A 24,837-nucleotide genomic window follows, 5' to 3' on the forward strand; every position below is an offset into this window, starting at 1 on the left:
GCATGAACCCCGACGCCAACAAACTCTGGCACGCGCCACGCTGGGCGCTGGCCGTGCTGCTGGCGGTGCTGGGCATGCTCGGGCCCTTCTCGATCGATACCTACATCCCGGCCTTCGCAGGCATCGCCCAGACCATCGGCGCAACGCCTGCCGAGATGCAGCAGACGCTCTCGGCCTACCTGTTCGGCTTCGCCTTCATGAACCTGTTCCACGGCGCGCTGTCCGACAGCTTCGGCCGCCGCCCGGTGGTGCTGTGGGGCCTGGCGGTGTTCACCATCGCCTCGCTGGGCTGCGCGCTCTCCCAGACCATCGGCCAGCTGGTGTTCTTCCGTGCGCTGCAGGGCCTGTCGACCGGTGCCGGCATCGTGGTTTCGCGTGCGGTGATCCGCGACATGTTTCCGCCGGCCGACGCACAGCGGGTGATGAGCCAGGTCACGATCTACTTCGGCGTCGCGCCGGCGATCGCGCCGATCATCGGCGGCTTCCTGTTCGTGCACCTGGGGTGGCACAGCATCTTCTGGTTCCTGGTCGCGGTAGGCGTGGTGCTGTTCGGCGCCAACTGGAAGCTGCTGCCCGAAACGCTGCACCACAGCCAGCGGCAACCCTTCGAAGTGCGCCACCTGATGCGCGGCTACTGGAACCTGTGCTCCGACCCGCGCTTCCTGCTGCTGGCGCTGGCCAGCGGCGTGCCCTTCAACGGCATGTTCCTCTACGTGCTCGCAGCGCCTGCCTTCCTCGGCGACCACCTGGCGCTCGCGCCCACGCAGTTCTTCTGGTTCTTCCTGCTGACCATCGGCGGCATCATGGCCGGTGCGTGGGCCAGCGGCCGCATGGCGGGCAAGGTGGCGCCCAAGCGGCAGATCCGCGACGGCTTCCTGATCATGTTGCTGACCTCGATCGCCAACGTGATCGCCAACGCCCTCTTCACGCCGCACGCAGCCTGGGCGCTGTGGCCGCTCGCGGTGTTCGCTTTCGGCTGGGCGCTGATGGTGCCGGTGGTCACGCTGCTGGTGCTCGACCTGCATCCCGAGCGCCGCGGCATGGCCTCTTCGCTGCAGGCCGTGATCGGCTCGACCGCCAACGGCATCGTGGCCGGCTTGGTCGCTCCGCTGGTCATGCATTCGACGCTGGCGCTGGCGCTGACCTCGATCGGGATGATGAGCATCGGCCTGGTGGCCTGGGGCTGGCTGCACGGCCGCTGGCCCGAGATCGGACGTCGGGTCGCCGGCGAGGTCGCCTGAGCATGGGACGCGAGGCGCTGCGCACCTTCGCCCGCTCCTGGCTGCCGGGCCGCACCAATGTCAATACGCGCGAACGCCTGCGCGCTGTTGCCGGTGCCGGGCTGGGCCTGCTGCTCACAGTGCTGATCCTGCAGCTCGCGGGGTTGGACTCAGGCGGCCACTGGCTGATCGCACCGCTGGGCGCCAGCGCCGTGCTGGTGTTCGCGCTGCCGGCAAGCCCCCTCGCCCAGCCCTGGCCGGTGATAGCGGGGAACATGTTCTCGGCACTGGTCGGCGTCGCATGCGCGCGCTGGATGCCGGACGCCGCCTGGGTCGGCCCCGTCGCGACTGCGCTGGCTATCGCGCTGATGTTCGCGCTGCGCTGCCTGCATCCGCCCGGCGGTGCGGTGGCGCTGCTGGTAGCGCTGAACCACACGACGCACTTCCCTTTCGCGCTCCACCCCGTGCTGGCCGATTCGGTGCTGCTGGTGCTGGCCGGCGTGCTCTACAACAGCCTCACAGGGCGGCGCTACCCGCACGTCCAACTGGCGCCGCGCACGCCGCAGGCCGATACGCGCTTCAGCTCTGCCGACGTCGACGCGGTGCTGGCGCGCTACAACCAGGTGCTGGACATCAGCCGCGACGACCTCGAGTCGCTGATCCGCGAAACCGAGTTGGAGTCCTACCGCCGCCGCCTGGGAACCGTGCGCTGCGCCGACATCATGTCGCGCGACCCGGTGGCCGCCGAGTTCGGCACGCCGCTGCAGGAGGCCTGGGCCCTGATGCAGGTGCGCCGCATCAAGGCCCTGCCGGTGATCGACCGCACGCGCCGGGTGGTGGGCATCGTGACGCGGGCGGACTTCCTCCGGCACATCGACCTGGATCACCACGAAGGCCTGGGCGGGCGCCTGCGGGACTTCATCCGGGCCACGCGCACCGTGATGTCGAGCAAGCCCGAGGTGGTCGGCCAGATCATGACGCGGCAGGTCCGCGTGTCCAGCGGGGAGCGGCCGATGGTGGAACTGGTGCCGCTGTTCTCCGAGGGCGGCCACCATCACATCCCGATCATCGACGGCGAGAGGCGGCTCACCGGGATGATCACGCAATCCGATTTCGTGCGCGCCCTGTACCGCGCTGTCGGTCCTGAGACCGGGCCGCCTACTCCAGCGTCACGTTCGCCTTCTTGACGAGCGCCGCGTAGCGCTCGGCCTCGCTGCGGAAGTAGCGGGCCGCCTCCTCCGGCGTCGTCGGCTTGACGATGTTGCCCTGCTTGTCCATGGCCTCGCGCACCTCGGCCGTGCTGAAGGCGGCCACGATGGCATCGTGCACGCGCTTGACCTCGGCTGCCGGCAGCCGGGCCGGCCCGATCACGGCGAACCAGCCCTCCACGCTGTAGTTGGGCAGGCCCTGCTCCGCAATGGTCGGGATCTCGGGCGCGGCCGGCGAACGTGCGGGGCCACACAGTCCGATGGCGCGCAGCGCGCCGCTCTTGATGTGCTGCTGCACCGCCGGCAAGGCCACCACGCCGATCTCGACCTGGCCCGCAATCATGTCGGTCACCATCGGGCCGGTGCCCTTGTAGGGGATGTGGCGCGCCTTCACGCCGGCTTCGTCCATGAACATCTCACCGGCCAGGTGGATGATGGTGCCGTTGCCCGAGGACGCGTAGTTGTAGCCATCGGGCTTCGCCTTGAGCAGCGCCACCACCTCCTTCACGTTCTTCGCCGGCATCTTCGGATTCACCACCAGCACCAGCGGTGTCGCGCCCACCACGCTGATGGGCGTGATGTCGTTGAGGGCGTCGAAGGGCATCTTCTTGTAGACGCTCGGGTTGATCACGTGGTTGTTCGAGACCATGCCGAGCGTGAGCCCGTCCGGCGCCGCCTTCACCACGGCGGAGGTCCCGGTGATGCCGCCCGCGCCCGGCAGATTCTCGATCACCACCGGCTGGCCGAAGGCCTTGCCCAGCGCCGGAGCGGCAGCGCGCGCGATGGTGTCCACGCCCGAGCCGGCGCTGATCGGCAGAACGATGCGCACCGGCTTGTCGGAGCCGCCCTGGGCCAGGACAGGCAGCGCGGCGGCAGCGAGTGCGCAAGTGCTGAAGTGCAGCATCGTCCGGCGCGAGAGGATGGGGTTCATGTCATGTCTCCTTGGTTTGTTCAAATCGTCGAGGCACCGCCCGATCAGGCCGCTTCGCGCGCCGCGAGCTGCGACAGCACCTCGTCGGTGTGCTCGCCCACGCGCGCCAGGGGCTGCCGCACGCCGGGCCGGCGGCCGCCCATCAGCAACGGCAGCAGCACCACCTCGGTCATGCCGCCATCGTCGGTTTCCATCGGCACGAGGCCGCCGCTGGCCTTCAAGTGGGGGTCTTGCAGCAGCTGGTCGGGCCGCACGATCGGGGCGTAGGGAATGCCAGCCTCCTCGAGCTTGGGCGCGAGTTCGTCGACGCGATGGTGCGCCAGGATCTCGCCAAGCCGCTGCAGCAAGGCCGGGCGCACCGCCACGCGCAGCGCATTGTTCGCCAGCGCCGGGTCCGCCGCCAGTTCGGGCGCATCCAGCACGCGGCACAGCGTGAGGAACTGCTTGTCGCTCACCGCGCCGATGAAGAGCTGCTCGCCCCCGGCGAGTGTGAAGACGTCGTAGACGCTCCAGGCCGACACGCGCGAGGGCATCGGCGGCGGCGGCTCGCCGGTCATCGCAAACTGCTGCATGTGCTGCGAGGACAGGAAAACGCAGTTCTCGAACAACGCGCTCTGCACCTCCTGCCCGCGGCCCGTGCGCTCGCGCTCGCGCAGCGCCGCCAGTACGCCGATGGCGCCGAACATGCCGCCCATGATGTCGTTGACCGAGGTGCCCGCGCGCAGCGGGCGGCCTTGCGGGCCCGTCATGTACGAGAGGCCTCCCATCATCTGCACCACCTCGTCGAGCGCGAGCCGCTTCTCGTACGGGCCGGGGAGAAAGCCCTTGTGCGAGACATAGATCAGTGCGGGGTACTTCTTCGAGAGGGTCTCGTGGTCGAGGCCCAGCGAGCTCATCAGCCCCGGCCGGAAGTTCTCGAGCATCACGTCGCACTGGCCGATCAGCTGGCTCGCCGTGGCACGCCCCTCTTCGCTCGTGATGTCGAGCACCACGCTCTTCTTGTTGCGATTGAAGGAGCGGAAGAAGCCGATACCGAGGCCCGGCAGCCGACGCGTCTTGTCGCCGCCCGGCGGCTCGATCTTGATCACCTCGGCGCCGAGGTCGGCCAGGATCATTCCGCAGGTGGGGCCCATGACCATGTGGGTGAACTCGACGACGCGGACGCCGGCGAGAGGCAGGGAATCGGTTTCGGTTTGCATGGTGCTTCGTATCAGGCTGCCAGGGCTTCGGGTGTGAAGGTCTTGGGCAGGCCAGCCCGCCAGAGCGTGCCGTGCAGCGTCTCGCCGTGCAGCCAGTCGGCCACCCGCGCACGCAGCGCGAGCAGTTGCCCGATGTCCACACCGGTCGCGATGCCCATGCTGCCCAGCATGTAGGCCAGGTCCTCGGTGGCGACATTGCCGCTCGCGCCGGGCGCATGCGGGCAGCCGCCAATGCCGGCCAGGCAGGCATCGAAGCGGCTCACGCCCAGCTCCAGCGCCGCATGCACGTTGGCCAGGCCCAGGCCGCGCGTATCGTGGAAGTGCCCGCACCAGAAGCGCTCGCCTGCGATCTTCAGCGCCTGCTCGAACAGCTCGCGCACCATGGCCGGATCGGCATAGCCCACGGTGTCCGCCAGGCTCACCCGGTCGGCGCCGGCGTCGAGCAGGGCCTGCATCAGGCGCAGCACCTCGCCTGGGTCGACCTTGCCCTGTAGCGTGCAGCCAAAGGCCGTGCCCACCCCGCCCTCGATCAGCGTCTTTGCGCCGGCCGCGTCGCGCGCCGCGCGGACACGCGCGACCTCCGCTACCACCTCGTCCGGCGTCTTGCGCAGGTTGGCAAGGCTGTGGGCATGACTGGCCGACAGCGGCACGATCATCAGGTCGGCGCCGCTCGCGATCGCGTTCTCGGCGCCGCGCATGTTGGGCACCAGCACCGAGACGAAGAGGCCGGGCAGCGTCTTGGCGAAGCTCACCAGCTCGGCGGTGTCGGCCAGCTGCGGCAGCAAGCGCGCCGGCACGAAGGAGCCGACCTCGATCTCGCGCTGGCCCGCGGCATGCGCTGCGCGGATCCACTCGCACTTGCGCTCGGTGGGCAGGATGGTCGCGATGCTCTGGAGGCCATCGCGCAGACCGACTTCGCGGATGACGGCGGCGCGCGGCAGGCGCGGGTTCGATGCGGGCATGGGGCTTTGTCTCCGTAGCCGGCAGGAAGCCGGCCCTTGCCCCGAACTCTAGACGTTCCCTATTGCTCCCGAAAGCGTTAATCTGGCACGCCCAACATTCCGATACGGAACGTCATGCGAGACCTGGACCTCACGAGCCTGCGCCTTTTCGTGGCGGTCTGCGAGACCCGCAACATCGCCCGGGCCGGCGAACAGCACCACATCGTCGCCTCCGCCATCAGCAAGCGGCTGGCCCAGCTCGAAAGCGTGGTCGGCGCCACGCTGTTCGAGCGCCGCCGCCGCGGCGTCACCCCGACGGCGGCTGGCGAGATCCTGTTGGAGCATGCACGTGCCATGCTGGCCAGTGCCGACCGCGTCGCCCGCGACATGGCGGCCTACGGGCGTGGCGTGAAGGGCCAGGTGCGGGTGCTGGCCACCGTGTCCTCCATCGCCGAGTTCCTGCCCGACGACATCGCGGATTTCCTGCAGACTGAGGCGCACCGCGACATTCGCGTCGACATCGAGGAGGCGCTCAGCCGCGACCTGGTTCGCGCCCTGCGCGAAGGCTCGGCCCCGGTCGGCGTGTGCTGGGACGCGGCAGACCTCGAAGGCCTGCAGGCCTGGCCCTACCGGCGCGACCGGCTGGCCATGGTCGTGCATCCTTCGCATCCGATCGCGCGGCGCCGGCGCTGCAGCTTCGAGGAGACGCTGGAGTTCGACCACGTGGGCCTGCCGGCCTCCACCGCGGTCCACACCATGCTGGCGCGCGCGGCCGCCATCATCGGCCGGCCGCTCAGCTATCGCGCGGTGGTATCGACCTTCGACGCGGCGCTGCGCTGCGTGCGCGCAGGCCTGGGGATCGCCGTGGTGCCGCGCGAGGTGGTCGACCCCGTGGTGCAGAGCCTCGGACTGCGCGTGGTGCCGCTGTCCGACGCCTGGGCCGAGCGGCGCTTTGCAATCTGTTTTCGCAGCGAGGCCAACCTCTCGCCGGCGGCCAAGCTGCTGGTGGCGCACTTGCGCGAGCGTGCCCGGGTCAGCTGACGACCGAATGCGGAGGTGCGGACGAAGAAGACGCGAAGGTTCCGCGAAGACACAAAAGGCGCAACCCGGTCTGGATGTTCATTCAGCGCTTCTTCTTCAGCGCCGTTGCCGGCGGCCAGTAGCGTGCGTCGGCAAAGCGCGCGGCCAGGAAATCCAGCATCGCGCGCAACGCGGCGGGCATCTGCCGGCGCGAGCCGTAGACGCCGTAGACCCCCAGCGCCTGCGGTTTCCATTCGGGCAGCAGCGCGACCAACCGGCCACTGGCCACCAGCGGCGCGGCTGAATACACCGGCTGCATCGTGATGCCAGCGCCTTCGAGCGCGCCCGCCAGCAACACGTGCGATTCGTTCGCGCTCAGGTTGCCGCCCACCGGCACCGCGAGCTGCCGCCCCTGCCGTTCGAACTGCCAGAGGCTCTTGCCGAAATAGGAGTGCGTCAGACAGTTGTGAAGCGCGAGCTCCTCCGGCGCACGCGGGGTTCCATGCGCCGCCAGGTAGGCTGGTGTGGCGCACACCAGCGAGCCGCAGCTGCCCAGGGGCCGCGCGATCAGGTTCGGGTCCAGGTCGTTGGTGATCCGGATCGCGAGATCGATGCGCTCCTCCACCAGGTTCACCGTGCGATCGCTGGTCTGCAGGTCGACCGTCACCGCCGGATAACGCTGCAGGAAGGCCGTCACCGCCGGCGCCAGTACGTCCTGCGCCATGGACTGGGCGCAGCTCAGCCGCAGCAAGCCGCGCGGCAGCTCGGCCTGCGCATCGACGGCCACGGGCATCTGGCCGGCAATCTCGAGCATCTGCCGGCTGCGCGAGAGCGTCTCCTCGCCTGCCGGGGTGAGGCTGAGCCGGCGCGTGGTCCGGTGCAGCAGGCGCGCGCCGGCCCAGCGCTCCATCTGGGCCAGATACCGGGTGACCATGGCGCGGGACATGCCCAGCGTTTCGGCCGCAGCGGTCATGCTGCCGCGTTCGGCCACGTTCACGAATACCTGCGCGGCGGTGATGCGGTCCATGATGATCTGATCGATTCAAGCAACAAACCTTTGCATGCTAAGCGGTTTTTCGATCGGATCGAGAAACATAAGATCGTTGCCACGCCCAGGCAACGACAGTAGGCATCTACAGCGGTGCGCAAGTTGCCCGAGCTCTCGGAGTCCTTGCTTTTCCTTTTCAACCAGGAGTTCTTCCATGAGTCACATCGCCATCCTCGGCATCAGCGGCCGCGTCGGTTCACGCATTGCCAACGAGTTGCTCGCAAGGGGGCACACCGTCACCGGCATCGCGCGGGACATCGGCAAGGTCCAGCCCAAGCCCGGCCTCACGCCCAAACAGGCCGATGCCACCCGGGTCGACGCGCTGGTGCCGCTGCTGCGGGGCCATCACGCCGTCGTCAGCGCGACCCACTTCGCGGGCGGCATCGACGCGGCCACCGCGATCGCCGCGGCGAAGCAGGCCGACGTGCCGCGCCTGCTGGTCGTGGGCGGTGCGGGCAGCCTCGAGATTGCGCCGGGCAAGGCGCTGGTGGATACGCCCGAATTCCCCTCGGCCTACAAGGCCGAGGCGCTGGCGGGCCGCAGCTTCCTGCAGGCGTTGCGCGCCGAGAAGGACCTGGACTGGACCTTCCTCTCGCCCTCCGCACTGCTGGAGCCGGGGGAGCGCACGGGCCGCTATCGCACCGGCCGCGATCAGTTGTTGGCCGACGCCAACGGCAAGAGCTGGATCTCGATGGAGGACTACGCGATCGCCATGGCGGATGAGATCGAGAAGCCCGCGCATCCGCGCCAGCGCTTCACCGTCGGCTACTGAAAGGCCGCGCAGGCGCCTCGAGCGCCTTGTTCGTTGCCCCGCCATGCGCTTGTCGACCATCGTGACATGAATGCTCGCGAAATCTGTTCGACCGCCCGAGATTGCCAGGACCCCCTCGTAGAATTTTTTTTCTACAACTTTCAGGGGGGTCCATGAGACTCGTCGGTATTGGCTTTTCGGCACTTGCGCTCGTCGGGCTCATCGCCTGTTCCAAGGTGCCCGACACGGTGAAGATCGGCGTCGCCCAGCCATTGTCAGGCCCGCTGGCTGCCCTGGGCAAGGACATGCTCCAGGGCGTCGAGTTGGCCGTGAAGGAGATCAACGCCAACGGCGTCGCGGTAGACGGAAAGACCTTGCGTTTCCAGATCGTCGCCGTCGACGATCAATCGAGTCCGGGCGTCGGCGAGCAGGTGGCTCGCCATCTTGTCGACGAGGGCGTGGTCGCGGTCATCGGTCACCTCAATTCCGGCGTGAGCATCCAGGCCGCGCCGATCTACGCTGCGAAGAACATCCCGCAGCTTTCCATTTCCACCCAGCCCAAGTACACGCAGCTCGGCTTTCCCACGACGCTGCGCCTGGTGGCCAGCGACGCGATCCAGGGGCGCGCGATGGGCGCCTACGCAGCCACGACGCTCAGCGAGAGCGCCGGCGCCTGTGCGATCGTCGACGACAGCACGTCCTACGGCAAGGCGTTGGCGGACCTGGCGGAAAAATCGCTCAACGCCCATGGCCGGACCGTCGCCCTGCGCCGATCGTTCGACGACAAGACCACCGAATTCGGCGCCCTGGTCAAGGAACTGAATACCCGTTCGGTCGAAACCATCGTCACGACCCTTGCGGATTTCCAGGTCGTCGCGCTCGTCAAGCAGTTGGCAGATGCTGGCCTGAACAACATTAAGATCGTCGGCGGCGACACGCTCAAGACGAACAAGCTGCTGGCACAGAAGCTCCCGCTCGAAGTCTTCGCCACCTCGCCCGTGCTGGAGCCGAGGGAGTTCTACCGGGGCGCGAAGTTCGTCGGCGCCTTCAGCGCTGCATACGGCCACCCACCGGTGTATGGCGCGCACTACGCCTACGATGCAATGCACCTGTTGTCCAACGCCGTGCAGCGGGCCGGGTCGGTCGACGGGAAGGTGCTGACGACCAAGCTTCGCGAGCTCGACTTCATGGCCCCCGTCACCAACGTGATGAAGTTCGGCCCCGACGGCGAGCAGATCTACGGTAGCGTGGGCGTTTATCGACCCCGCGCGGGCCGCTGGGAACCGCTGATGAGTTCGGACCGCTGGTGAACGAAGCGCCCTGCCCCGGCTACTGAGCAGCCGGCTGCGCCTCCAGGGTTTTCTTCATCACACGCATGCCCTCGTCGATCATGCCGGCGATGGGGCCGGCCATCTCGTGCGGAAGCAGATCGGCGATCCAGACCAGCCGGCTTTGCCCGCCGCCCTCGTCGAAAATCTGCAGCGATGCGTTGTGATGGCTGAGCCGGCCGCCGCTGGCCGACCAGACCAGCCGGCGCGCGGCATCGTCCATATCGACGATCACCTCCCGCGCCACCACCCCGTTGCCGAAGGTGACGATGCGCGCATCGCCCTCCAGCTTGCAGTCCGTCACGAAGCCGGGCACCAGCCGGCGGTGGATCGCGCCGATGTCGCGCACCACTTCCCAGACCTGCGCGGCGCCCGCGGCCACCTGCGTTTCGCGTCGAATGCTTGCCATCTCGAGTCTCCTGTGACGGATCGTTTCGAACCATTGCAGGTCGGGCGCAAGGTCAGCGCGAGACGCCCAGCAAGCGCTCCAGCACCTCGGGCTGGGCACTCAAGGTCGCCGCGCGATCGGCATGCACCACCGTGCCATGGTCCAGCACCACCGCTTCGTCGGAGATCGCGAGGATGGCCTGCGGGTGCTGCTCGACGATGATGGCCGCGAGCCCCTCGTCCTGCGTGATGCGGCGGATCGCGCGCAGCAACTCCTCCACGAGGATCGGGGCCAGCCCTTCGAGCGGCTCGTCGAGCAGCAGCAGCCGCGGATTCACCACCAGCGCCCGGCCCACGGCCAGCATCTGCTGCTCGCCGCCCGACAGCTGCGTGCCCAGGTTGCGTTTGCGCTCGGCCAGGCGCGGGAACATCTCGTAGACGCGCTGCGGGTTCCACCGGCCGGGCCGCTCCACGGCCGTCAGGTTCTCGTGCACCGTGAGCGACTTGAAGATGTTGCGCTCCTGCGGCACCCAGCCGATGCCGGCGGCGGCGCGCTGGTGGGGCGGGAGCTTGTGCAGCGCCGCGCCCGAGAGCGCGATGCTGCCGCCGTGCTGGCGCGTCGCACCGGCCAGCGTGTTGATCAGCGTGGTCTTGCCGGTGCCGTTGCGCCCCAGCAGCGCCAGGCTCTGGCCCTCGCCGAGGCTGAGCGAGACGTCGTGCAGCACCACGGCCTCTCCGTAGCCGGCGCTGAGCTTCTCGATGCGCAGCAGTTCAGACATGCACGGCTCCCTGCCCCAGATAGACCTCCTTCACTTTGGGATCGTTGGCGATCGTGTCCGGGTCGCCCTCCGTGAGCAAGGCTCCGTTGACCAGCACCGTCATGCGGTCCGCGAAGCTGAACACCAGGTCCATGTCGTGCTCGATCAGCAGCACCGAGACATCGGCCGGCAGCGCGGACACCGTCTGCAGCAGCTCCTCGCGCTCGCCCGCCGGCACGCCGGCCACGGGCTCGTCCAGCAGCAGCACGCGCGGCTCGCAGGCCAGCGCGATCGCGATCTCGAGCAGGCGGCGCTTGCCATAGGCCAGCTCACGCGTCGGCTGGCGCGCCACGTCGGCGAGACGGAACTGCTCCAGCAGCTGCGCCGCCCGCTCCGAGACCCGCGCCGTCGCGCCCAGCGGCCGCCACCACTGCGCTCCCAGGCCCGAGCGCTGCGACACGACCAGCGCCAAGGTTTCCAGCGGCGTCATGGAGTCGAAGAGCTGGTTGATCTGGAAGGTGCGCACCATGCCGCGCGCCACGCGGGCATGCGGCGCCAGGCGCGTGATGTCCTCGCCCTCCAGCACGATGCGCCCCGCGGTCGGCGTGAGCACACCCGTCAGCAGGTTGACAAGCGTGGTCTTGCCGGCGCCGTTGGGGCCGATCAGCGCGTGGCGTGCGCCGCGCTTCAGGCTCAGCGTCACGTTGTCGGTGGCGGTGATGCCACCGAAGCGCATCACCAAGCCGGTGGCGGACAGGACGGTATCGCTCATGGCGTCGAACCCGCGCGCCGGCCAAACCACGTCCAGGGCCTGAACAGCCGATCGCGCCCGACCAGCACCAGCAGCACCAGGATCAGCCCGATCCAGAACATCCAGTACTGCGGCGTCACGGTCGACAGCGCGTCCTGCAGCAGCTTGAAGACGATGGCACCGGCGATGCCGCCGTAGAGCCAGCCCACGCCCCCGATCACCAGCATCAGCAGCACGTCGGCCGAGCGGTCGAAGGCCAGCACGTCGAGCGAGGCGAAGCCGGTGGTCTGCGCCAGCAGCGCGCCCGCCGCGCCGGCCACCGCCGCGGCCACGGTGTAGATCACCGCGATGCGCGAGATCACCGGAATGCCGATCGCCATCGCGCGCAGGCGGTTGTCGCGAATCGCCTTGAGCGTGGCGCCGAAGGATGACTGCACCAGGCGCCGCATCACGAGGAACAGCAGCAACAGCACCGCGAGCGAGTACCAGGCCGCCGTCCGGCCGTAGAGGTCGAAGTCGAACAGGCCCAGCACCGGCCCCATCACCACACCCTGCAGCCCGTCGGCGCCGCCCGTGAGCCAGTCCAGCTTGTTGGCAAGTTCGAGCAGCAGCAACGCGGTGCCCAGCGTGACCATCAGCCGCGTGAGGTCGCTGCCGCGCAGGATGGTGATGCTGGCCAGGGCGCCGAGGGCGGCCGAGGCGACGATGGCGACCAGCAGGCCCACGGTCGGGTCCGGCATCACGTGCTTGGCGAAGAGCGCGGCCGTGTAGGCACCGAAGCCGAAGAAAGCCGCGTGGCCCAGCGAAACGATGCCGGTGTAGCCGAGGATCAGGTCCAGCGACAGCGCGAACAGCGCGATGATCGCGATCTCGTTGATCATCAGCGCCTTCGAGGGCAGCAGCCCCGGCAGCACGAAGACCACCGCCCAGAAGACGAATTCCCAGGGCCGCCAGCGCGTCCTGGCGAGCAGCGCGTCGCGTGAATCCATTGGCTAACGCCCTCCCCGGCGCGTGAACAATCCCTGCGGGCGCCACATCAGGATCAGAATCATCAGCAGGTAGACCGTGAAGGCCCCCATCTTGGGGATGAAGTACTTGCCCGCCACGTCGGCGATGCCCAGCAGCAGCGCCGCCAGCAGCGGCCCGGTGATCGACGAGGTGCCGCCGACCGAGACCACGATCAGGAAATAGATCATGTACTTGAGCGGGAAGGTCGGGTCCATGCCGAGGATCTCGGCGCCCAGCGCGCCGCCCAGCCCGGCGAGGCCCGAGCCCACCGCGAAGGTCGCCAGGAACACCACGTTGACGTTGATGCCCAGCCCCGCCGCCACGCGCGGATCGTCCACCGCCGCGCGCAGCCGGCTGCCGAAGCGCGTCTTCGACAGGATGAGCTGCAGCACCACGGTGAGCACGGCGCATACCGCGATGATGAAAAGCCGGTAGTGCCCCATTCCCAGCAGCCACGGATCCTCGCCGATCTCGCTGCGGCCGCGCAGCCATTCGGGCAGGTGGATGTTCTGCTGCGAGGAGCCGACGAAGTAGTCGATGGCCGCCACCGCCATGAAGGCCAAGCCGATCGAGAACAGCACCTGGTCCAGGTGCGGCTTGCCGTACATCGGCCGGTAGAGCGTGCGTTCCAGCAGCGCGCCCGCCAGGCCGACCACGATGAAGGCCAGCGGCAGGCAGGCCAGGAAGGGCACGCCCAGCTTCTGCATCGCGAACACCGTCAGATAGCCCCCGGCCATCGCGAAGGCCCCGTGCGCGAGGTTGATGAAGTTCATCAGCCCCAGCGTCACCGCCAACCCGACCGCGAGCACGAACAGCAGCATGCCGTAGGCGATGCCGTCGAAAAGAATGGTCAACACAACTCGCCCCCAGGTTGCCCGCACTTCGTGTCGGGCGCCCACCCCCTACCGGGGGCAACACCAGCGGCCCGGCAAAGCCGGTTCCGCGGTGTTTCCCGAAGGGAGCGCAGCGGGGCCATGTGGCTGGAGCGCGCGGGCGTTTGCTGAATCACTGCTTGTTCTTGCCCGGATCCTTCACCGCCTTGATCACGTCGAACTCGACGTTGTAGAGCTGCCCGTCCTTCTTCTCGACCTTGCGCAGGTACACGTCCTGCACGATGTCGCGCGTCTGCGCGTCGATCAGCACCTGGCCGCGCGGGCTCTCGAAGAGCTGGCCCTTCATCGCCGCCAGCAGCGCGTCGCCGCCGCCCTGCCCCTTGGTGGCCTTGAGCGCCTCGTAGATCACGCGCATGCCGTCGTAGCCGCCGATCGCCATGAAGTTGGGACGCATGTTCTTGTTGGCCTTCTGGAAGGCCTCGACGAACTTCTTGTTGGCCGCCGACGGGTGCGCCGCCGAGTAGTGGTGCGTGGTGACCACGCCCAGCGCACCGTCGCCCATGTCGTTGAGCTGGTCGTCGTCCGTCACGTCGCCGGTCGCGATCATCTTGATGCCGGCCTTGTCCATGCCGCGCTCGATGAACTGCTTCATCACCGCCGCGCCGGCGCCCGAGGGCACGAAGACGAACAGCGCGTCGGGCTTGGCGTCGCGCACCTTCTGCAGGAAGGGCGCGAAATCCGGGTTGCGCAGCGGCACGCGCAGCTTGTCGAGCACCTTGCCGCCGTTGAGCTGGAAGCGCTCGGCGAAGAACTTCTCGGCGTCATTGCCCGGCCCGTAGTCGGCGACCAGCGTGACCACCGACTTCACCCCGTTCTTGGGCGCCCAGTCGCCCATCGCGACCGAGACCTGCGGCAGCGTGAAGCTGGTGCGCACGATGTAGGGCGAAGCCTCCGTGATGCTGGAGGTGGCGGCGGCCATCACCACCATCGGTGTCTTCGACTGGGTGGCGATGGGCGCGGTGGCCATGGCCGAGGGCGTGATGCCGAAGCCGGCCAGCACGTTGACCTTGTCGTTCACCACCAGCTCCTGCGCCAGGCGCTTGGTCACGTCGGGCAGGCTGGTGTCGTCCTTGACGATCAGCTCGATCTTCCTGCCCGCGACGGTGTCGCCGTTCTGCGCCATGTAGAGCCGGGCCGCAGCCTCGATCTGGCGACCGGTGGTGGCCTGCTGCCCTGTCATCGGCAACACCAGGCCGATCTTGAAGGTGTTGCCCTGGGCCTGCGCCAGCGGCATGGCCAGAGCGAGGGCCGTGAGGCTCGCGGCCTGCAGGAGGTGGCGACGTTGCATGGATGTCTCCTTGTGATGCATCGGAACGGGGCGTATTGTGATCAATTGAAACGACGTTGGCGCCTTGGCAAACACCTAAGGCGCGGGCCCGCGGGCCTGCATTCTGCGCGATCCATCGATCATTTGCGCGATGATCGCGCACAGCTCCCAGGCCTTCACGGCGCGTCGGGCCGCCACGCGGAATCGAGGGTGATGCTGCCGACGGCGCGCGACACGCAGGCGCAGATGCGTCGGCCTTCGCGCTTCTCATGCTCGCTGAGGAACACATCGCGGTGGTCGATCTCGCCATCGACGGAAAGCACGTCCATGGCGCACAGGCCGCATTCGCCGCGACGGCAATCCCACAGCGTCTGCACGCCCGCGGCTTCGAGCGCTTCGAGCAGGCTGCAGTCGGCCGGTACCTCGATGCTGAGGCCGTGCCGTGGAATGCGCACCTGGAAGGCTTGTGCGGGCAGCCGGCCGCTGCTGCCGAAGGTCTCGAAGCGCAGGTCCGCCGGCGGGCGCCCGGCTGCCGCCCAGGCGCGCTTGACGGCTTCCAGCATCGGCACCGGTCCGCAGGTGTACAGCTGACCGCCAGGGGGCAACGCCTCGATCTCGGCGGCGAAATCGATGGGTGCGCTGCCGGCGTGAGCCTGGACGCTGGTGGCTTGCGAGCCTCCAAGCGCCTTCTGCAGCAACGGGAGATAGGCCAGTTCCTCGGCACTTCGCGCGCCGTAGAGCATGCGCACCGGCACGCCCCTGCGCGCGGCCAGCGCGCCCAGGCGCTGCGCCATGAAGACCATCGGCGTGATGCCGATGCCGCCCGCCACCAGCAGGTAGCCGGGCGCCGTGGTGTCGAGGCCGAAGTGGTTCTGCGGCTGCGTCACCAGCAGGCGATCGCCGGGCGCCAGGCGCCACATCGCGAGCGAGCCGCCGCGGCCGTCGTCCAGGCGCTTGACGGCAATGCGCCACACCAGGCCATCGGGTTCGCCCACGAGCGAGTAGTGGCGCGTCTGCATCCGGCCTGCGCCAGGCACCCCGACCAGCACCTGGACCTGGAGATGGGACCCGGGCTCGTAACCGGCCGCCACGCCCGACTCGGGGGTGATTTCGAACTCGCGCACCGTGGGCGTCAGATCGCGGCAGGCCGTGATGCGCGCAGGCATCCAGTGGATTTCGCTGTTCATCGCAAGAAAGGTGGATTCAGGCCCGCCGGCGGATCAGTTGCACACCCGGCAGGGGATGGTTGTGCACGCCATGCAGCGCCTCGCGCAGGTTGCGCTGCGCCAGGCGGCTGTGCTCGCGCATCAGCGCCTCGGCGCGCGAGCCCTCGCGGTTCTCGACCGCGTCCAGCACCTGGCCATGCTGGTCCTGCGCGATCACGAGCATGTCGCGCGCGGCCGGCGAGTTGGCTTGCACCACCACGAAAGCGGAGGGCGACGCGAAGGGAAGGTTGATCACGCGCTCCATCTGCTGCGCGAGCAGCGGGCTGCCGGCCATCTCCGACAGCAGCCGATGGAACTGCCCGTTGAACTCGACATAGCGCGAGAAGGCGGCGTCGTCGAGCGCAGGCTCCCTCAGCAGCTCGTCGATGCGCCGCAGGCAGGCGCGCGCCTCGCGCAGCAGCACGGGCGCCGCGCCGCGCTCGGCCGCCAGCCGCGCCGACAGGCCTTCGAGCGTGCCGCGCAGCTCGATGGCATCGGCAACGTCGCGTTCCGAGAAGGTGCGCACCGCGTAGCCGCCATTGGGCAGGGCTTCGAGCAGTCCTTCCTGCTCGAGGCGCATGAGCGCGCTGCGCACCGGCGTGCGCGAGACGCCCAGCTGCTCCGAGATCGCCACCTCCGCGATGCGCGTGCCGCCCGGCAGCTCGCCGGCCAGCACCATCTCGCGCAGCCGCAGCTGGGCCTTCACGGCCTGCGAGCCGCCGACGTCCGTAGAAGCCTCGTTGACCGTGGCCATCACGCGCGTTCCGCCACCGGCACCGGCCGGATCGGGATGCCAGCCGGCCGCTCCTTCGCGATCATCTGGTCGATCAACCGGCGCGCCCACATCGCACCGGCGTCGATGTTCAAGTTGTGGAACTCGTGCCCGGGGCGCTCGTCCATCGCGCGCTGCTGCGCCTCGAGCACCAGCTCGTCCTCGCGGAAGATGCCGGCCACGCCCTCGCGCAGTTCGTGCGTGAGCCGCTGCTCGCCGATGCAGTAATTGCGTGCGAACGCCCAGAAGTAGAGGCAGGTGGTGTCGGTCTCGGGCGTGATTGTGTTGAGCACGTAGCCGTTCACGCCCCCGCTGCGATCGCCCGGATGGCCTTCGCGCGGCACCGCGCCGCTGCCCGCCGCGGCGACACCCACGTCGATATTGACAGTGCACGGCCCCTCGAAGCGGATGATCTGCCAGCGGTCGACCTTGCCCTCGTAGCCATGCGCATGCCGGATCTGTGCAGCCCAGAACGGCGGCGGGTCGATGTTCTCCATCCAGCGCGTGACGGTGGCGGACCGATCCCCGTGCGTCGCGACGAAAGGCGCCTCGGCCACCGCGCGGTTGCCGATGGAGGAGCCGTGCACGAAGGCCTCGTGCGTGAGGTCCATCAGGTTGTCGACCACCAGCCGGTAGTCGCAGGCCACGCGGATCATCTTGCCGTCGCCGGCCCAGGCCGGATCGTCGTTCCAGTGCATGTCGGGCACCAGCGCCGGGTCGGCCTTGGCAGGGTCGCCGGGCCAGATCCAGACGAAGCGATGCTTCTCCACCACCGGGTAGGCCCGCACGCAAGCCGAGGGGTTGAGCGTCTCCTGGCTCGGCATGTGAGTGCAGCGGCCCTGGCTGTTGTAGACCAGGCCGTGGTAGCCGCAGACCAGCTCGTCGCCTTCCAGCCGGCCGAGGGAGAGCGGCATCAGGCGATGCCAGCAGGCGTCCTCCAGCGCGGCCACCTGGCCATCGTTGCGCCGGTACAGCACCAGCTTCTGGTTGCAGACGGTACGCGCCAGCAGGCTGTGCTTGATCTCGACGTCGTAGGCCGCCGCATACCAGGCATCGAGGGGAAAAGGACTTGTGGAACGGCTCATGGGATACGCAATGTATACAGTCACCGCTCAAAATCCAATACTTATGGCCCTCTTTTAAGGGAAAACACTGAACTCGCTGTATTCATCCGCCCGAATTGCGCAGCGTTTACGATCGGTCGTTCTTTTTCAGACTCGACGGAGCCCACCATGTCCGAACACGCCCGCCTGCCTGCCCGCTACGACCACGTCGGCAGCTTCCTGCGCCCCCAGTACCTGCTCGAAGCCCGCGAGCAGAAAGCCAAGGGCGAGATCACGCCCGAACAGCTTCGCAGGGTCGAAGACAAGGCCATCACCGAGATCGTGAAGTTCCAGGAGGACATCGGTCTCAAGAGCATTACCGACGGCGAGTTCCGCCGGACCTACTTCCACATCGACTTCCTCGAGCAGCTCGGCGGCGTGAAGACCGACATCCCGGTCACGATCCGCAAGCCCGATGGCAGCGAGGAGCTCGCACCGCCGGTGATGCGCGTGATCGACAAGGTGACCCACGCCAAGGCCATCCAGCTGGCCGACTTCCAGTACCTCAAGAGCCAGGTCTCGCCCGGCAACACGCCCAAGGTCACCATCCCCTCGCCCACCATGCTGCATTTCCGCGGCGGCCGCGCCGGGATCAGCAAGGAGGCCTACCCGGAGCTCGACCCGGCCTTCTACGACGACGTGGCCCGTGCTTACGGCGACGAGCTGCGCTCGCTGGCCGAGGCCGGCTGCACCTACGTGCAGATGGACGACACCAACCTCGCCTACCTGTGCGACGAGAAGATGCGCGAGGCGGCCCGCCAGCGCGGCGACGACCCCAACGAGCTGCCGCACCGCTACGCCGCCTTCATCAACAAGGTGGTGGCGCAGAAGCCCGCGGGCATGACGCTCGCGATGCACCTGTGCCGCGGCAACTTCAAGAGCACCCATGCCGCGGCCGGCAACTACGAGCCGGTGGCCGAGGCGCTGCTCAAGGAGATGGACCTGGACGCCTACTTCCTCGAATACGACGACGCGCGCTCGGGCGACTTCCGGCCGCTGCGCTTCCTGCCCAAGGGCAAGACCGTGGTGCTGGGCCTGGTGACCACCAAGTTCGGGCAGCTGGAAGACAAGGACGAGCTCAAGCAGCGCATCGAGGCTGCCGCCAAGTACGTCCCGCTGGAGCAGCTGGCGCTGTCGCCGCAATGCGGTTTCTCCAGCACGGTGCACGGCAACAAGATCGCCGTGGAGGACCAGCGCAGCAAGCTGCGGCTGGTGGTGGAAACGGCCCAGGAGGTCTGGGGCTCGACCTGAGGTGCATGCCCGGTGAAGTCGCGGCATGATCGCGCTCCATGAAGCTCTTCACCGGCCCCCTCAGCATGTTCGGCGCCAAGGCGCAGATCGCGGCGCTCGAAAAAGGCATCGCGATCGAAGCCGTCATGGTGCCTTTCGACAAGGACGACAACTACCTTCCCAAGCACCCCGAGGTGCTGCGCGTCAATCCCAAGCGGCAGGTGCCCGTGCTGATCGACGGCGAGGTGGAAGTCTTCGACTCCACGCAGATCTTCGAGTACCTCGAGGACAAGGTGCCCGAGCCGCCGCTGTGGCCGCGCGACGTCGCCGGCCGCGCCCGTGCCCGCCAGCTCGAGCACCTGTCCGACGAGGTGTTCTTCCCCCACGTGATCAGGCTGATGGGCTTGCAGCACGACATGCGCAGCGAGGCGGCGGTGACGGCCTGCGCTGCCTGCTCGCGCTTCTACGAGCAGATGGAAGAGCGCCTCGAGCAAGCCGACCATCTGGCCGGCCCCTACTCCTTCGCCGACATCGCCTTCTACATGGCGCAGGTCTTCGCCGACCGCAAGGGTGCCGGCATGACGGACGCAACGCCGCGCCTGCTCGCCTGGCGCGAGCGCGTGGGCGCGCGTCCCGCGGTGCGCGCGGTGGTCGGGCCGATGATGCGCTTCCTGGCCTCGGAGGGGCGGCCCGTGCCCGCCGCCCTTCGGTCGCATCTGGCGCCTGCCAACGCGTGAATCAGGCCGGCGCCGCGTGAACCGCATCGACGACTGGCTGGACTGGCTGCCCTCGCCGTCGCAGCACCTGCTGGTCGTGACCTTCGCGCTGCTGGTCTATGTGCTGACCACGCGCGGGCGGCGCGAGCATCGCGCGCCCGCCACCGCGATTGCCTGGGTCATGGGCCTGACGCTGCTGCCCTACCTCATCCTGCCGATGTACCTGTTGTTCGGCCAGCGCAAGCTGCGGCCTTCGGGTTCGCCCCGGCCGCCGCGCTCGGTGCCGGCGGGGCACTGGGCGGCCGACCTGATCGAGAGCTTCGGCCTCGCGCCCCCCGGGCCCAGCGCGGTGCGCTTCCATGCCGACGGCGGCGCGGCACGCGACGCGTTGTGGGAGGTGATCGAGGGCGCGCGCACGCGCATCGACGTCTGCACCTTCATCATCGGCGACGATGCGCTGGGCCACGAGGCGATCAACCGGCTGTCGCGGCGCGCGCGCGAGGGCGTCAAGGTGCGCGTGCTGCTCGACGGTTTCGGCGCCCTGTCGCTGCCGCGCCATCACTTCGACACGCTGCGCGAGGCCGGCGCGGAAGTCGCCGTGTTCCGCCCCCTCTTCAGCCTGCGCCGCACCGGCCCGCGCAACCTGCGCAACCACCGCAAGCTCACCATCGCGGACGACGGCTGGCTCTGGTCGGGCGGGCGCAACCTCGCGGGCGAGTACTTCCTCGGCAACCATGAGCACCCGCAGCCGTGGCGCGACCTGTCCTTCGATCTCCGGGGGAACGTGGCCGTGGCGGCGGCGCGCCAGTTCGACCACGACTGGGCCTCGGTGCGCGGGCGCAAGCCGCGCGCCATCGCCGCCGCCGCGCCGCCGGCGGGCGAGCTCGCCCAGTTCCTTCCCAGCGGGCCCGACCAGACCGAGGACACGGCCCATGCGCTGCTGATCGACGCCTGCTTCCGCGCGGAGCACCGGCTGCTCGCGGTCACGCCCTACTTCGTGCCCGGCGACGGCCTGCGCGATGCGCTGCGCCTGGCAGCACGGCGCGGCGTGCAGGTCACGATCGCGATGCCGGCGCAATCCAACCACCGGCTCGCCGACTTCGTGCGCGCCCGGGCCATGCGCGACCTCGCGCGCGCCGGCGTCAGCTTCCGCATGCTGCCCTTCATGGCGCACGCCAAGGCCGTGGTGGTGGACGAGCAGCTGGCGCTGTGCGGCTCGATCAACCTCGACATGCGCAGCCTGCTGCTGAACCACGAGGCGGCCGTGGTGTTCTACGGCGCCGAGCAGATCGACTGGCTCGCGCAGTGGATCGAGACCACCGCCTCGGCCGGCGAGACCTACCGTGCGCGGCGCCCCGGGCTGGTGCGGGACGTGGCGGAAGGCCTGCTGCTGACGATCGCCTTCCAGCTCTAGCCTCTGGCGGGCTGTTGCGGCCCGCTACTGCTTCTTGGACGGCTCCAGGTTGGTGTAGCTTGCGTTACCCAGCCCCGTGCCGATGGTCAGCACCGCCCAGCGCTTCACGTCGCGCATGAAAGGCAGCTCGCTCATTCCCTGCACCACGGCATCGTTGTGCATCAGCACCATCGTCGGCACGCCGCGGATGGTCCGGATCTTCTTGGCGAGTTCGGTGGGCAGATGGAAGTGCTCGCTGGTCCAGTCGCCGGGCATGTTCTGTGCGCCGCGCGCGATCGAGCCGTCCTTGCGGATCAGCCCCGGGCAACCGATGCCGACGAAGGGCGCCAAGCGAATGCCCGCCTTCTTGCAATAGTGGACCTGCTCCTCGAGCATCTCGGCCAGCCGTGCCACCAGCATGCGCCGGTTGGGGCCGTCGTCGGCATGGCGCCACTTCTTGCGGCGAATCACCTTCGCCTTCGACAGGTCGGCCGCCCGCTTGCGCCGCGTCTTCACGATGCCGCAGCGCACATTGGTGCCGCCGATGTCGAGCGCAAGGATGGCGTCGTAGTGCTCCAGCAGCTCGGGCGGCGTGAGGTGCAGCCAGCCGAGCAGCCCGGCGTCGTCGGGCTCGTGGCAGATGCGTGCGAGCTCCGTCCGCACTTTCGCTTCCTGGAGGATGGCGGCCGCCTGCAGCACCGCGCGCTCGCCGACGTCGCTTTCCGGGAAGCCGCCGCCGATCACGATGCGCTCGACGCCCTTCCACGAAGGCTGGCGAAGGAAGCTCTGGATGACCTCAGACAAGGCCTCGGCGAACTCCTCGATGGCCGCATGGACGATGTCGGTGGCTTCCGTGGCCTTGCCTGCCTTCAACGCCGCGTCGAGCGTGCCCTTCCCCAGCTCTTTGGAATGCTGCTCGCCCAGCGGATCCGGCTTGCCCTTCTTGCGATGGCGCCGGCGCCAGCGCTCCAGCAGCTCGCGGAACGCCGTCTGGCTGGCCCGGTCGCCGAGGAAACCGTTCTCGCCTCGCAACTGGAGGCTGTAGCCCTCGACCACCACAGCCGGCAATTCCTTCGCTCCATGAATGTCGGCCGATGGCGGCGTCGGCGCGTATCGGTTGTTGTTGTTGTCGTTGCTCTTCTTCGGTCGCGCCTTGTGCGTCTTGTTCTTGGAGGCCATGAAGTCCTTCGCAGGTTTGGGGTAGTGCCGTCAGTCGGCCGTGGCTTCGAGGATAAGGCGCGTGGTCTCCTCCGGCGCGTCCCAGTGCGGGAAGTGGCCGCAGCACTCGAACCAGTGCAGGCGTGCCCCGGGATAGAGCTGCAGCGCCCGCGCCGCCTGCTGCGGCAGGCAGACACGGTCGAGCCGCCCCCAGCCGATCACCAGCGGCCTGGGCAGGCTGCCCGCATCCGCGCCCTGCCTCGCCGGCTCGCGCAGGAGCGCACGCAGCACCGCGTCGTAGGAGCGTGCCGACGCATAGCTGCGCATTTCCTCTAGCACCATGGAAGGCGGCAGCGCGGCAGGCTGAACCGAGAACTGCGCCAGCAGCAGGCTGCGCGCCCAGTCGTGCGCGATGAGGGTCGGCATGGCGAATTGCAGGCTCTGCGCAAGCCGGTGCGAGAACCAGACCGACGCGGCGAAGAGGAAGCGCTCCCAGCCGAGCCAGAAGCCGCCCGGCCCCAGCGAAACCACCGAGCCCAGTACGCCGCCGCGGCGCGCCAGCTCGAGCAGCAGGCGCGCGCCGATCGAGCTGCCGGCGGCATCGGTGCCGATCAGCTCATGCTCCCGGAGGAACTGTGCGAGCGCGTCGGCCAGTGTCTGCAACGAGACCTCGCCGTCCAGCGGCGGACTCTTGCCGAAGCCGGGGAGGTCGATCGCGGTCACGCTGCGCCGGGCCGCCAGCGGTTCCATGATGCCCTGCCACGAACGCCAGCTGCTGCCCAGTCCATGGACGAGCAGCAGCGACTTGCCTTGGCCACGCCGGACGTAATTGATGAGCACCCTCTCACTGTGCGGGCACGCGCCATGGCATGCATCAGCCTCGCTCACGATCTCCTGTAGGAAGGCGGCCTGTCGCGATCCGCAGCCCGTCGATACACTGCGGCCGATGCATTGCCTGCACCACCTGCGGCTCCTCGCCTTGTCCTTCCTGGGCCTGCTCTGCGCAGCGGCCCCCTCGCAGGCGCAGGACGCGGGCCTGGACATCGGCTCCAAGCGCTTCACCGAGTCCTACATCCTGGCCGAGGTGCTGGCGCAGACCGCCGCGCCTCACCTTCCGGCCCCGCCCCGGTTGCGGCAGGGCCTGGGCAACACCGCGATCGTCTACGAGGCCCTGCGCTCGGGCAGCATCGACCTCTACGCCGAATACACCGGCACGGTGGCGCTGGAGATCCTCAAGAACCCCCAGCCCATGACGCCCGAGGCCATGAACGCCGCGCTCGCGCCGCTCGGCCTCGGCATCGCGATCCCGCTGGGCTTCAACGACGGCTACGCGCTCGCCATGCGTGCGGCCGATGCCGATCGGCTCGGCGTGCGCACCCTCGGCGACCTGGCGCGCCATCCCGATCTGCGGCTGGGACTGTCCAATGAATTCATCGGCCGCGCCGATGGCTGGCAAGGCCTGGCCGCGCGCTACGGCTTCGCGCAGAAGCCCACCGGCCTGGACCATGGCCTGGCCTACGACGCGATCGCGGCGAAGCAGGTCGACGTCATCGACATCTACACGACCGACGCCAAGATCGACCACCTCGGCCTGCGCGTGCTGGCCGACGACCGCGGCTACTTCCCGCGCTACGACGCGGTGGTGCTGTACCGGCTCGACGTGCCCACGCGCTGGCCGGCGGCGTGGGCCGCGCTGCAGAAGCTCGAGGGCCGCATCGACGAGCGCGCGATGATCGCGATGAACGCCCGTGCCGAGCTGCAGGGCGTGGCCTTCGACGTGATCGCGCGTGATTTCCTGGCGCAGGGCGGCGTGGGCGGAAAGGCCGGCGCCGCCGGCAGCGAAGATGCGCGCGGCTTCGTTGCCAAGCTCTTCGGCCCCGACCTCGGCCGGCTCGCGCGCCAGCATCTTCTGCTCGTGGCGATCTCGGTCGGGCTGGCGATCCTCGTCGCCGTGCCGCTGGGCATTGCCGTGTTCCCGCACCTGCGGCTGCGGGCCCTGGTGCTCGGCCTTGCCGGCCTCCTGCAGACCGTGCCCTCCCTTGCGCTGCTCGCGGTGCTGATCTCGCTCATCGGCGCCATCGGCACCTTGCCGGCGCTGATCGCGCTCACGCTCTATTCGCTGCTGCCTATCATGCGCAACACGGTGACCGGCTTGGCGGAGGTGCCGGCCGGGCTGCGGCAAGCCGGGACGGCGCTGGGAATGACGAGCGGCCAGAGCCTGCGGCTGGTCTTGCTGCCGCTCGCGCTGCCGACGCTGCTGGCGGGTGCGCGCACGGCGACGGCGATTGCGATCGGGACGGCGACCATTGCGGCGTTCATCGGCGCGGGAGGGTTTGGGGAGCGGATCGTGACGGGGCTGGCCTTGAATGACCGTGAGTTGCTGGTGGCGGGGGCGGTGCCGGCGGCGGTGCTGGCGTTGCTGAGCGAAGGGGTGTTCGAGGCGATCGAGTATTGGCTTCGTCGGGGGCGGGCTGGGTGACTTCTTGTCTTGCTCTCCCTCCCTCCAGGAGAAGAGTGTGGGGCACCCTAGCTGTCGATTCGTGCCTTGCG

24 protein-coding genes are annotated in these 24,837 nt (G+C 68.8%); 9 read left to right on the top strand and 15 right to left on the bottom strand.

Annotation, left to right across the window (positions count from 1 at the left end; translation table 11 throughout):
• Positions 1 to 2 precede the first annotated feature (2 nt).
• Both E5P3_RS21835 and E5P3_RS21840 read left to right on the top strand, forming a co-directional pair.
• The gene (locus E5P3_RS21835) at positions 3 to 1,241 is read left to right on the top strand and encodes a multidrug effflux MFS transporter (protein WP_162587870.1); all 1,239 of its coding nucleotides are present in this window, start codon (positions 3 to 5) and stop codon (positions 1,239 to 1,241) included.
• A gap of 2 nt (positions 1,242 to 1,243) precedes the next feature.
• The gene (locus E5P3_RS21840) at positions 1,244 to 2,407 is read left to right on the top strand and encodes an HPP family protein (RefSeq protein ID WP_162587871.1); all 1,164 of its coding nucleotides are present in this window, start codon (positions 1,244 to 1,246) and stop codon (positions 2,405 to 2,407) included.
• Here the strand turns inward: E5P3_RS21840 and E5P3_RS21845 are convergent.
• Genes E5P3_RS21845 through E5P3_RS21855 form a run of 3 tightly spaced genes read right to left on the bottom strand, consistent with a single transcriptional unit; the run spans position 2,379 to position 5,520 of the window.
• On the bottom strand, positions 2,379 to 3,359 hold the full coding sequence (locus tag E5P3_RS21845; RefSeq protein ID WP_162587872.1) for a tripartite tricarboxylate transporter substrate binding protein: 981 nt from the start codon (positions 3,357 to 3,359) through the stop codon (positions 2,379 to 2,381). The two genes, E5P3_RS21840 and E5P3_RS21845, sit on opposite strands and share 29 nt — an antisense overlap.
• 44 nt (positions 3,360 to 3,403) lie before the next feature.
• Complete coding sequence (locus E5P3_RS21850) at positions 3,404 to 4,558, bottom strand: CaiB/BaiF CoA transferase family protein (RefSeq protein WP_162587873.1); 1,155 nt, start codon at positions 4,556 to 4,558, stop codon at positions 3,404 to 3,406.
• An 11-nt stretch (positions 4,559 to 4,569) separates the two neighbouring features.
• Positions 4,570 to 5,520 carry a hydroxymethylglutaryl-CoA lyase gene (locus E5P3_RS21855; protein ID WP_162587874.1) on the bottom strand — a complete coding sequence of 317 codons (951 nt, stop codon included), beginning with the start codon at positions 5,518 to 5,520 and terminating at the stop codon, positions 4,570 to 4,572.
• A 114-nt stretch (positions 5,521 to 5,634) separates the two neighbouring features.
• Between E5P3_RS21855 and E5P3_RS21860 the strand changes: the two genes are divergently transcribed.
• A complete protein-coding gene (locus E5P3_RS21860; RefSeq protein ID WP_162587875.1) occupies positions 5,635 to 6,540 on the top strand; it encodes a LysR family transcriptional regulator in 906 nt (301 codons plus the stop codon).
• Positions 6,541 to 6,622: 82 nt separating this feature from the next.
• Here the strand turns inward: E5P3_RS21860 and E5P3_RS21865 are convergent, their stop codons facing one another.
• Positions 6,623 to 7,546 (bottom strand): LysR family transcriptional regulator, encoded by a 924-nt coding sequence (locus tag E5P3_RS21865; RefSeq protein ID WP_162587876.1) that lies wholly within the window; start codon positions 7,544 to 7,546, stop codon positions 6,623 to 6,625.
• 175 nt (positions 7,547 to 7,721) lie between these two features.
• Here E5P3_RS21865 and E5P3_RS21870 point away from each other — a divergent pair, with 175 nt between their 5' ends.
• Positions 7,722 to 8,339, top strand: coding sequence for an NAD(P)-dependent oxidoreductase (locus E5P3_RS21870; RefSeq protein WP_162587877.1), 618 nt, complete (start codon positions 7,722 to 7,724; stop codon positions 8,337 to 8,339).
• A gap of 152 nt (positions 8,340 to 8,491) precedes the next feature.
• Positions 8,492 to 9,628, top strand: coding sequence for a branched-chain amino acid ABC transporter substrate-binding protein (locus E5P3_RS21875; RefSeq protein ID WP_162587878.1), 1,137 nt, complete (start codon positions 8,492 to 8,494; stop codon positions 9,626 to 9,628).
• A 19-nt stretch (positions 9,629 to 9,647) separates the two neighbouring features.
• Here E5P3_RS21875 and E5P3_RS21880 read toward each other — a convergent pair whose 3' ends face one another.
• The 9 genes from E5P3_RS21880 to E5P3_RS21920 all read right to left on the bottom strand — a co-directional run bounded on the left by E5P3_RS21880 (position 9,648) and on the right by E5P3_RS21920 (position 17,772).
• The gene (locus E5P3_RS21880) at positions 9,648 to 10,055 is read right to left on the bottom strand and encodes an SRPBCC family protein (protein WP_162587879.1); all 408 of its coding nucleotides are present in this window, start codon (positions 10,053 to 10,055) and stop codon (positions 9,648 to 9,650) included.
• Positions 10,056 to 10,107: 52 nt separating this feature from the next.
• Positions 10,108 to 10,812: an ABC transporter ATP-binding protein gene (locus tag E5P3_RS21885; RefSeq protein ID WP_162587880.1), complete on the bottom strand. Its 705-nt coding sequence runs from the start codon at positions 10,810 to 10,812 to the stop codon at positions 10,108 to 10,110.
• Complete coding sequence (locus tag E5P3_RS21890) at positions 10,805 to 11,563, bottom strand: ABC transporter ATP-binding protein (RefSeq protein WP_162587881.1); 759 nt, start codon at positions 11,561 to 11,563, stop codon at positions 10,805 to 10,807. Before E5P3_RS21890 ends, E5P3_RS21885 begins: the two co-directional genes overlap by 8 nt.
• Entirely contained in the window at positions 11,560 to 12,531 is a 972-nt protein-coding gene (locus tag E5P3_RS21895) for a branched-chain amino acid ABC transporter permease (RefSeq protein WP_162587882.1), read from the bottom strand. Before E5P3_RS21895 ends, E5P3_RS21890 begins: the two co-directional genes overlap by 4 nt.
• A gap of 3 nt (positions 12,532 to 12,534) precedes the next feature.
• Positions 12,535 to 13,407, bottom strand: a complete 873-nt coding sequence (locus tag E5P3_RS21900) for a branched-chain amino acid ABC transporter permease (RefSeq protein WP_162587883.1) — start codon at positions 13,405 to 13,407, stop codon at positions 12,535 to 12,537.
• A 148-nt stretch (positions 13,408 to 13,555) separates the two neighbouring features.
• A complete protein-coding gene (locus tag E5P3_RS21905) occupies positions 13,556 to 14,731 on the bottom strand; it encodes an ABC transporter substrate-binding protein (RefSeq protein ID WP_162587884.1) in 1,176 nt (391 codons plus the stop codon).
• A 155-nt stretch (positions 14,732 to 14,886) separates the two neighbouring features.
• Positions 14,887 to 15,897, bottom strand: coding sequence for a PDR/VanB family oxidoreductase (locus E5P3_RS21910; RefSeq protein ID WP_162587885.1), 1,011 nt, complete (start codon positions 15,895 to 15,897; stop codon positions 14,887 to 14,889).
• Between the two features lie 16 nt (positions 15,898 to 15,913).
• The gene (locus tag E5P3_RS21915; RefSeq protein ID WP_162587886.1) at positions 15,914 to 16,669 is read right to left on the bottom strand and encodes a GntR family transcriptional regulator; all 756 of its coding nucleotides are present in this window, start codon (positions 16,667 to 16,669) and stop codon (positions 15,914 to 15,916) included.
• A complete protein-coding gene (locus E5P3_RS21920) occupies positions 16,669 to 17,772 on the bottom strand; it encodes an aromatic ring-hydroxylating dioxygenase subunit alpha (protein WP_162587887.1) in 1,104 nt (367 codons plus the stop codon). The genes E5P3_RS21915 and E5P3_RS21920 overlap by 1 nt, the downstream gene beginning before the upstream one ends.
• A gap of 147 nt (positions 17,773 to 17,919) precedes the next feature.
• Between E5P3_RS21920 and E5P3_RS21925 the strand changes: the two genes are divergently transcribed.
• From E5P3_RS21925 to E5P3_RS21935, 3 genes are read left to right on the top strand one after another with little or no spacing between them, the layout of a single operon-like run.
• On the top strand, positions 17,920 to 19,041 hold the full coding sequence (locus E5P3_RS21925) for a 5-methyltetrahydropteroyltriglutamate--homocysteine S-methyltransferase (protein WP_162587888.1): 1,122 nt from the start codon (positions 17,920 to 17,922) through the stop codon (positions 19,039 to 19,041).
• Positions 19,042 to 19,079: 38 nt separating this feature from the next.
• Complete coding sequence (locus E5P3_RS21930) at positions 19,080 to 19,757, top strand: glutathione S-transferase family protein (RefSeq protein WP_162587889.1); 678 nt, start codon at positions 19,080 to 19,082, stop codon at positions 19,755 to 19,757.
• Positions 19,758 to 19,773: 16 nt separating this feature from the next.
• Positions 19,774 to 21,150 carry a phospholipase D-like domain-containing protein gene (locus E5P3_RS21935; protein WP_232073259.1) on the top strand — a complete coding sequence of 459 codons (1,377 nt, stop codon included), beginning with the start codon at positions 19,774 to 19,776 and terminating at the stop codon, positions 21,148 to 21,150.
• 24 nt (positions 21,151 to 21,174) lie between these two features.
• On the opposite strand, the gene E5P3_RS21940 is transcribed toward E5P3_RS21935, so the two are convergent.
• Together E5P3_RS21940 and E5P3_RS21945 are read right to left on the bottom strand one after the other, a co-directional pair.
• A complete protein-coding gene (locus E5P3_RS21940) occupies positions 21,175 to 22,308 on the bottom strand; it encodes an ROK family protein (RefSeq protein ID WP_162587890.1) in 1,134 nt (377 codons plus the stop codon).
• A gap of 30 nt (positions 22,309 to 22,338) precedes the next feature.
• Positions 22,339 to 23,127 carry an alpha/beta fold hydrolase gene (locus E5P3_RS21945; RefSeq protein WP_162587891.1) on the bottom strand — a complete coding sequence of 263 codons (789 nt, stop codon included), beginning with the start codon at positions 23,125 to 23,127 and terminating at the stop codon, positions 22,339 to 22,341.
• 106 nt (positions 23,128 to 23,233) lie between these two features.
• Between E5P3_RS21945 and E5P3_RS21950 the strand changes: the two genes are divergently transcribed.
• A complete protein-coding gene (locus E5P3_RS21950) occupies positions 23,234 to 24,766 on the top strand; it encodes an ABC transporter permease/substrate-binding protein (protein WP_174263151.1) in 1,533 nt (510 codons plus the stop codon).
• Positions 24,767 to 24,837: the final 71 nt, after the last annotated feature.

This window comes from Variovorax sp. RA8, assembly GCF_901827175.1.
In the GTDB taxonomy this organism is placed as follows: domain Bacteria; phylum Pseudomonadota; class Gammaproteobacteria; order Burkholderiales; family Burkholderiaceae_C; genus Variovorax.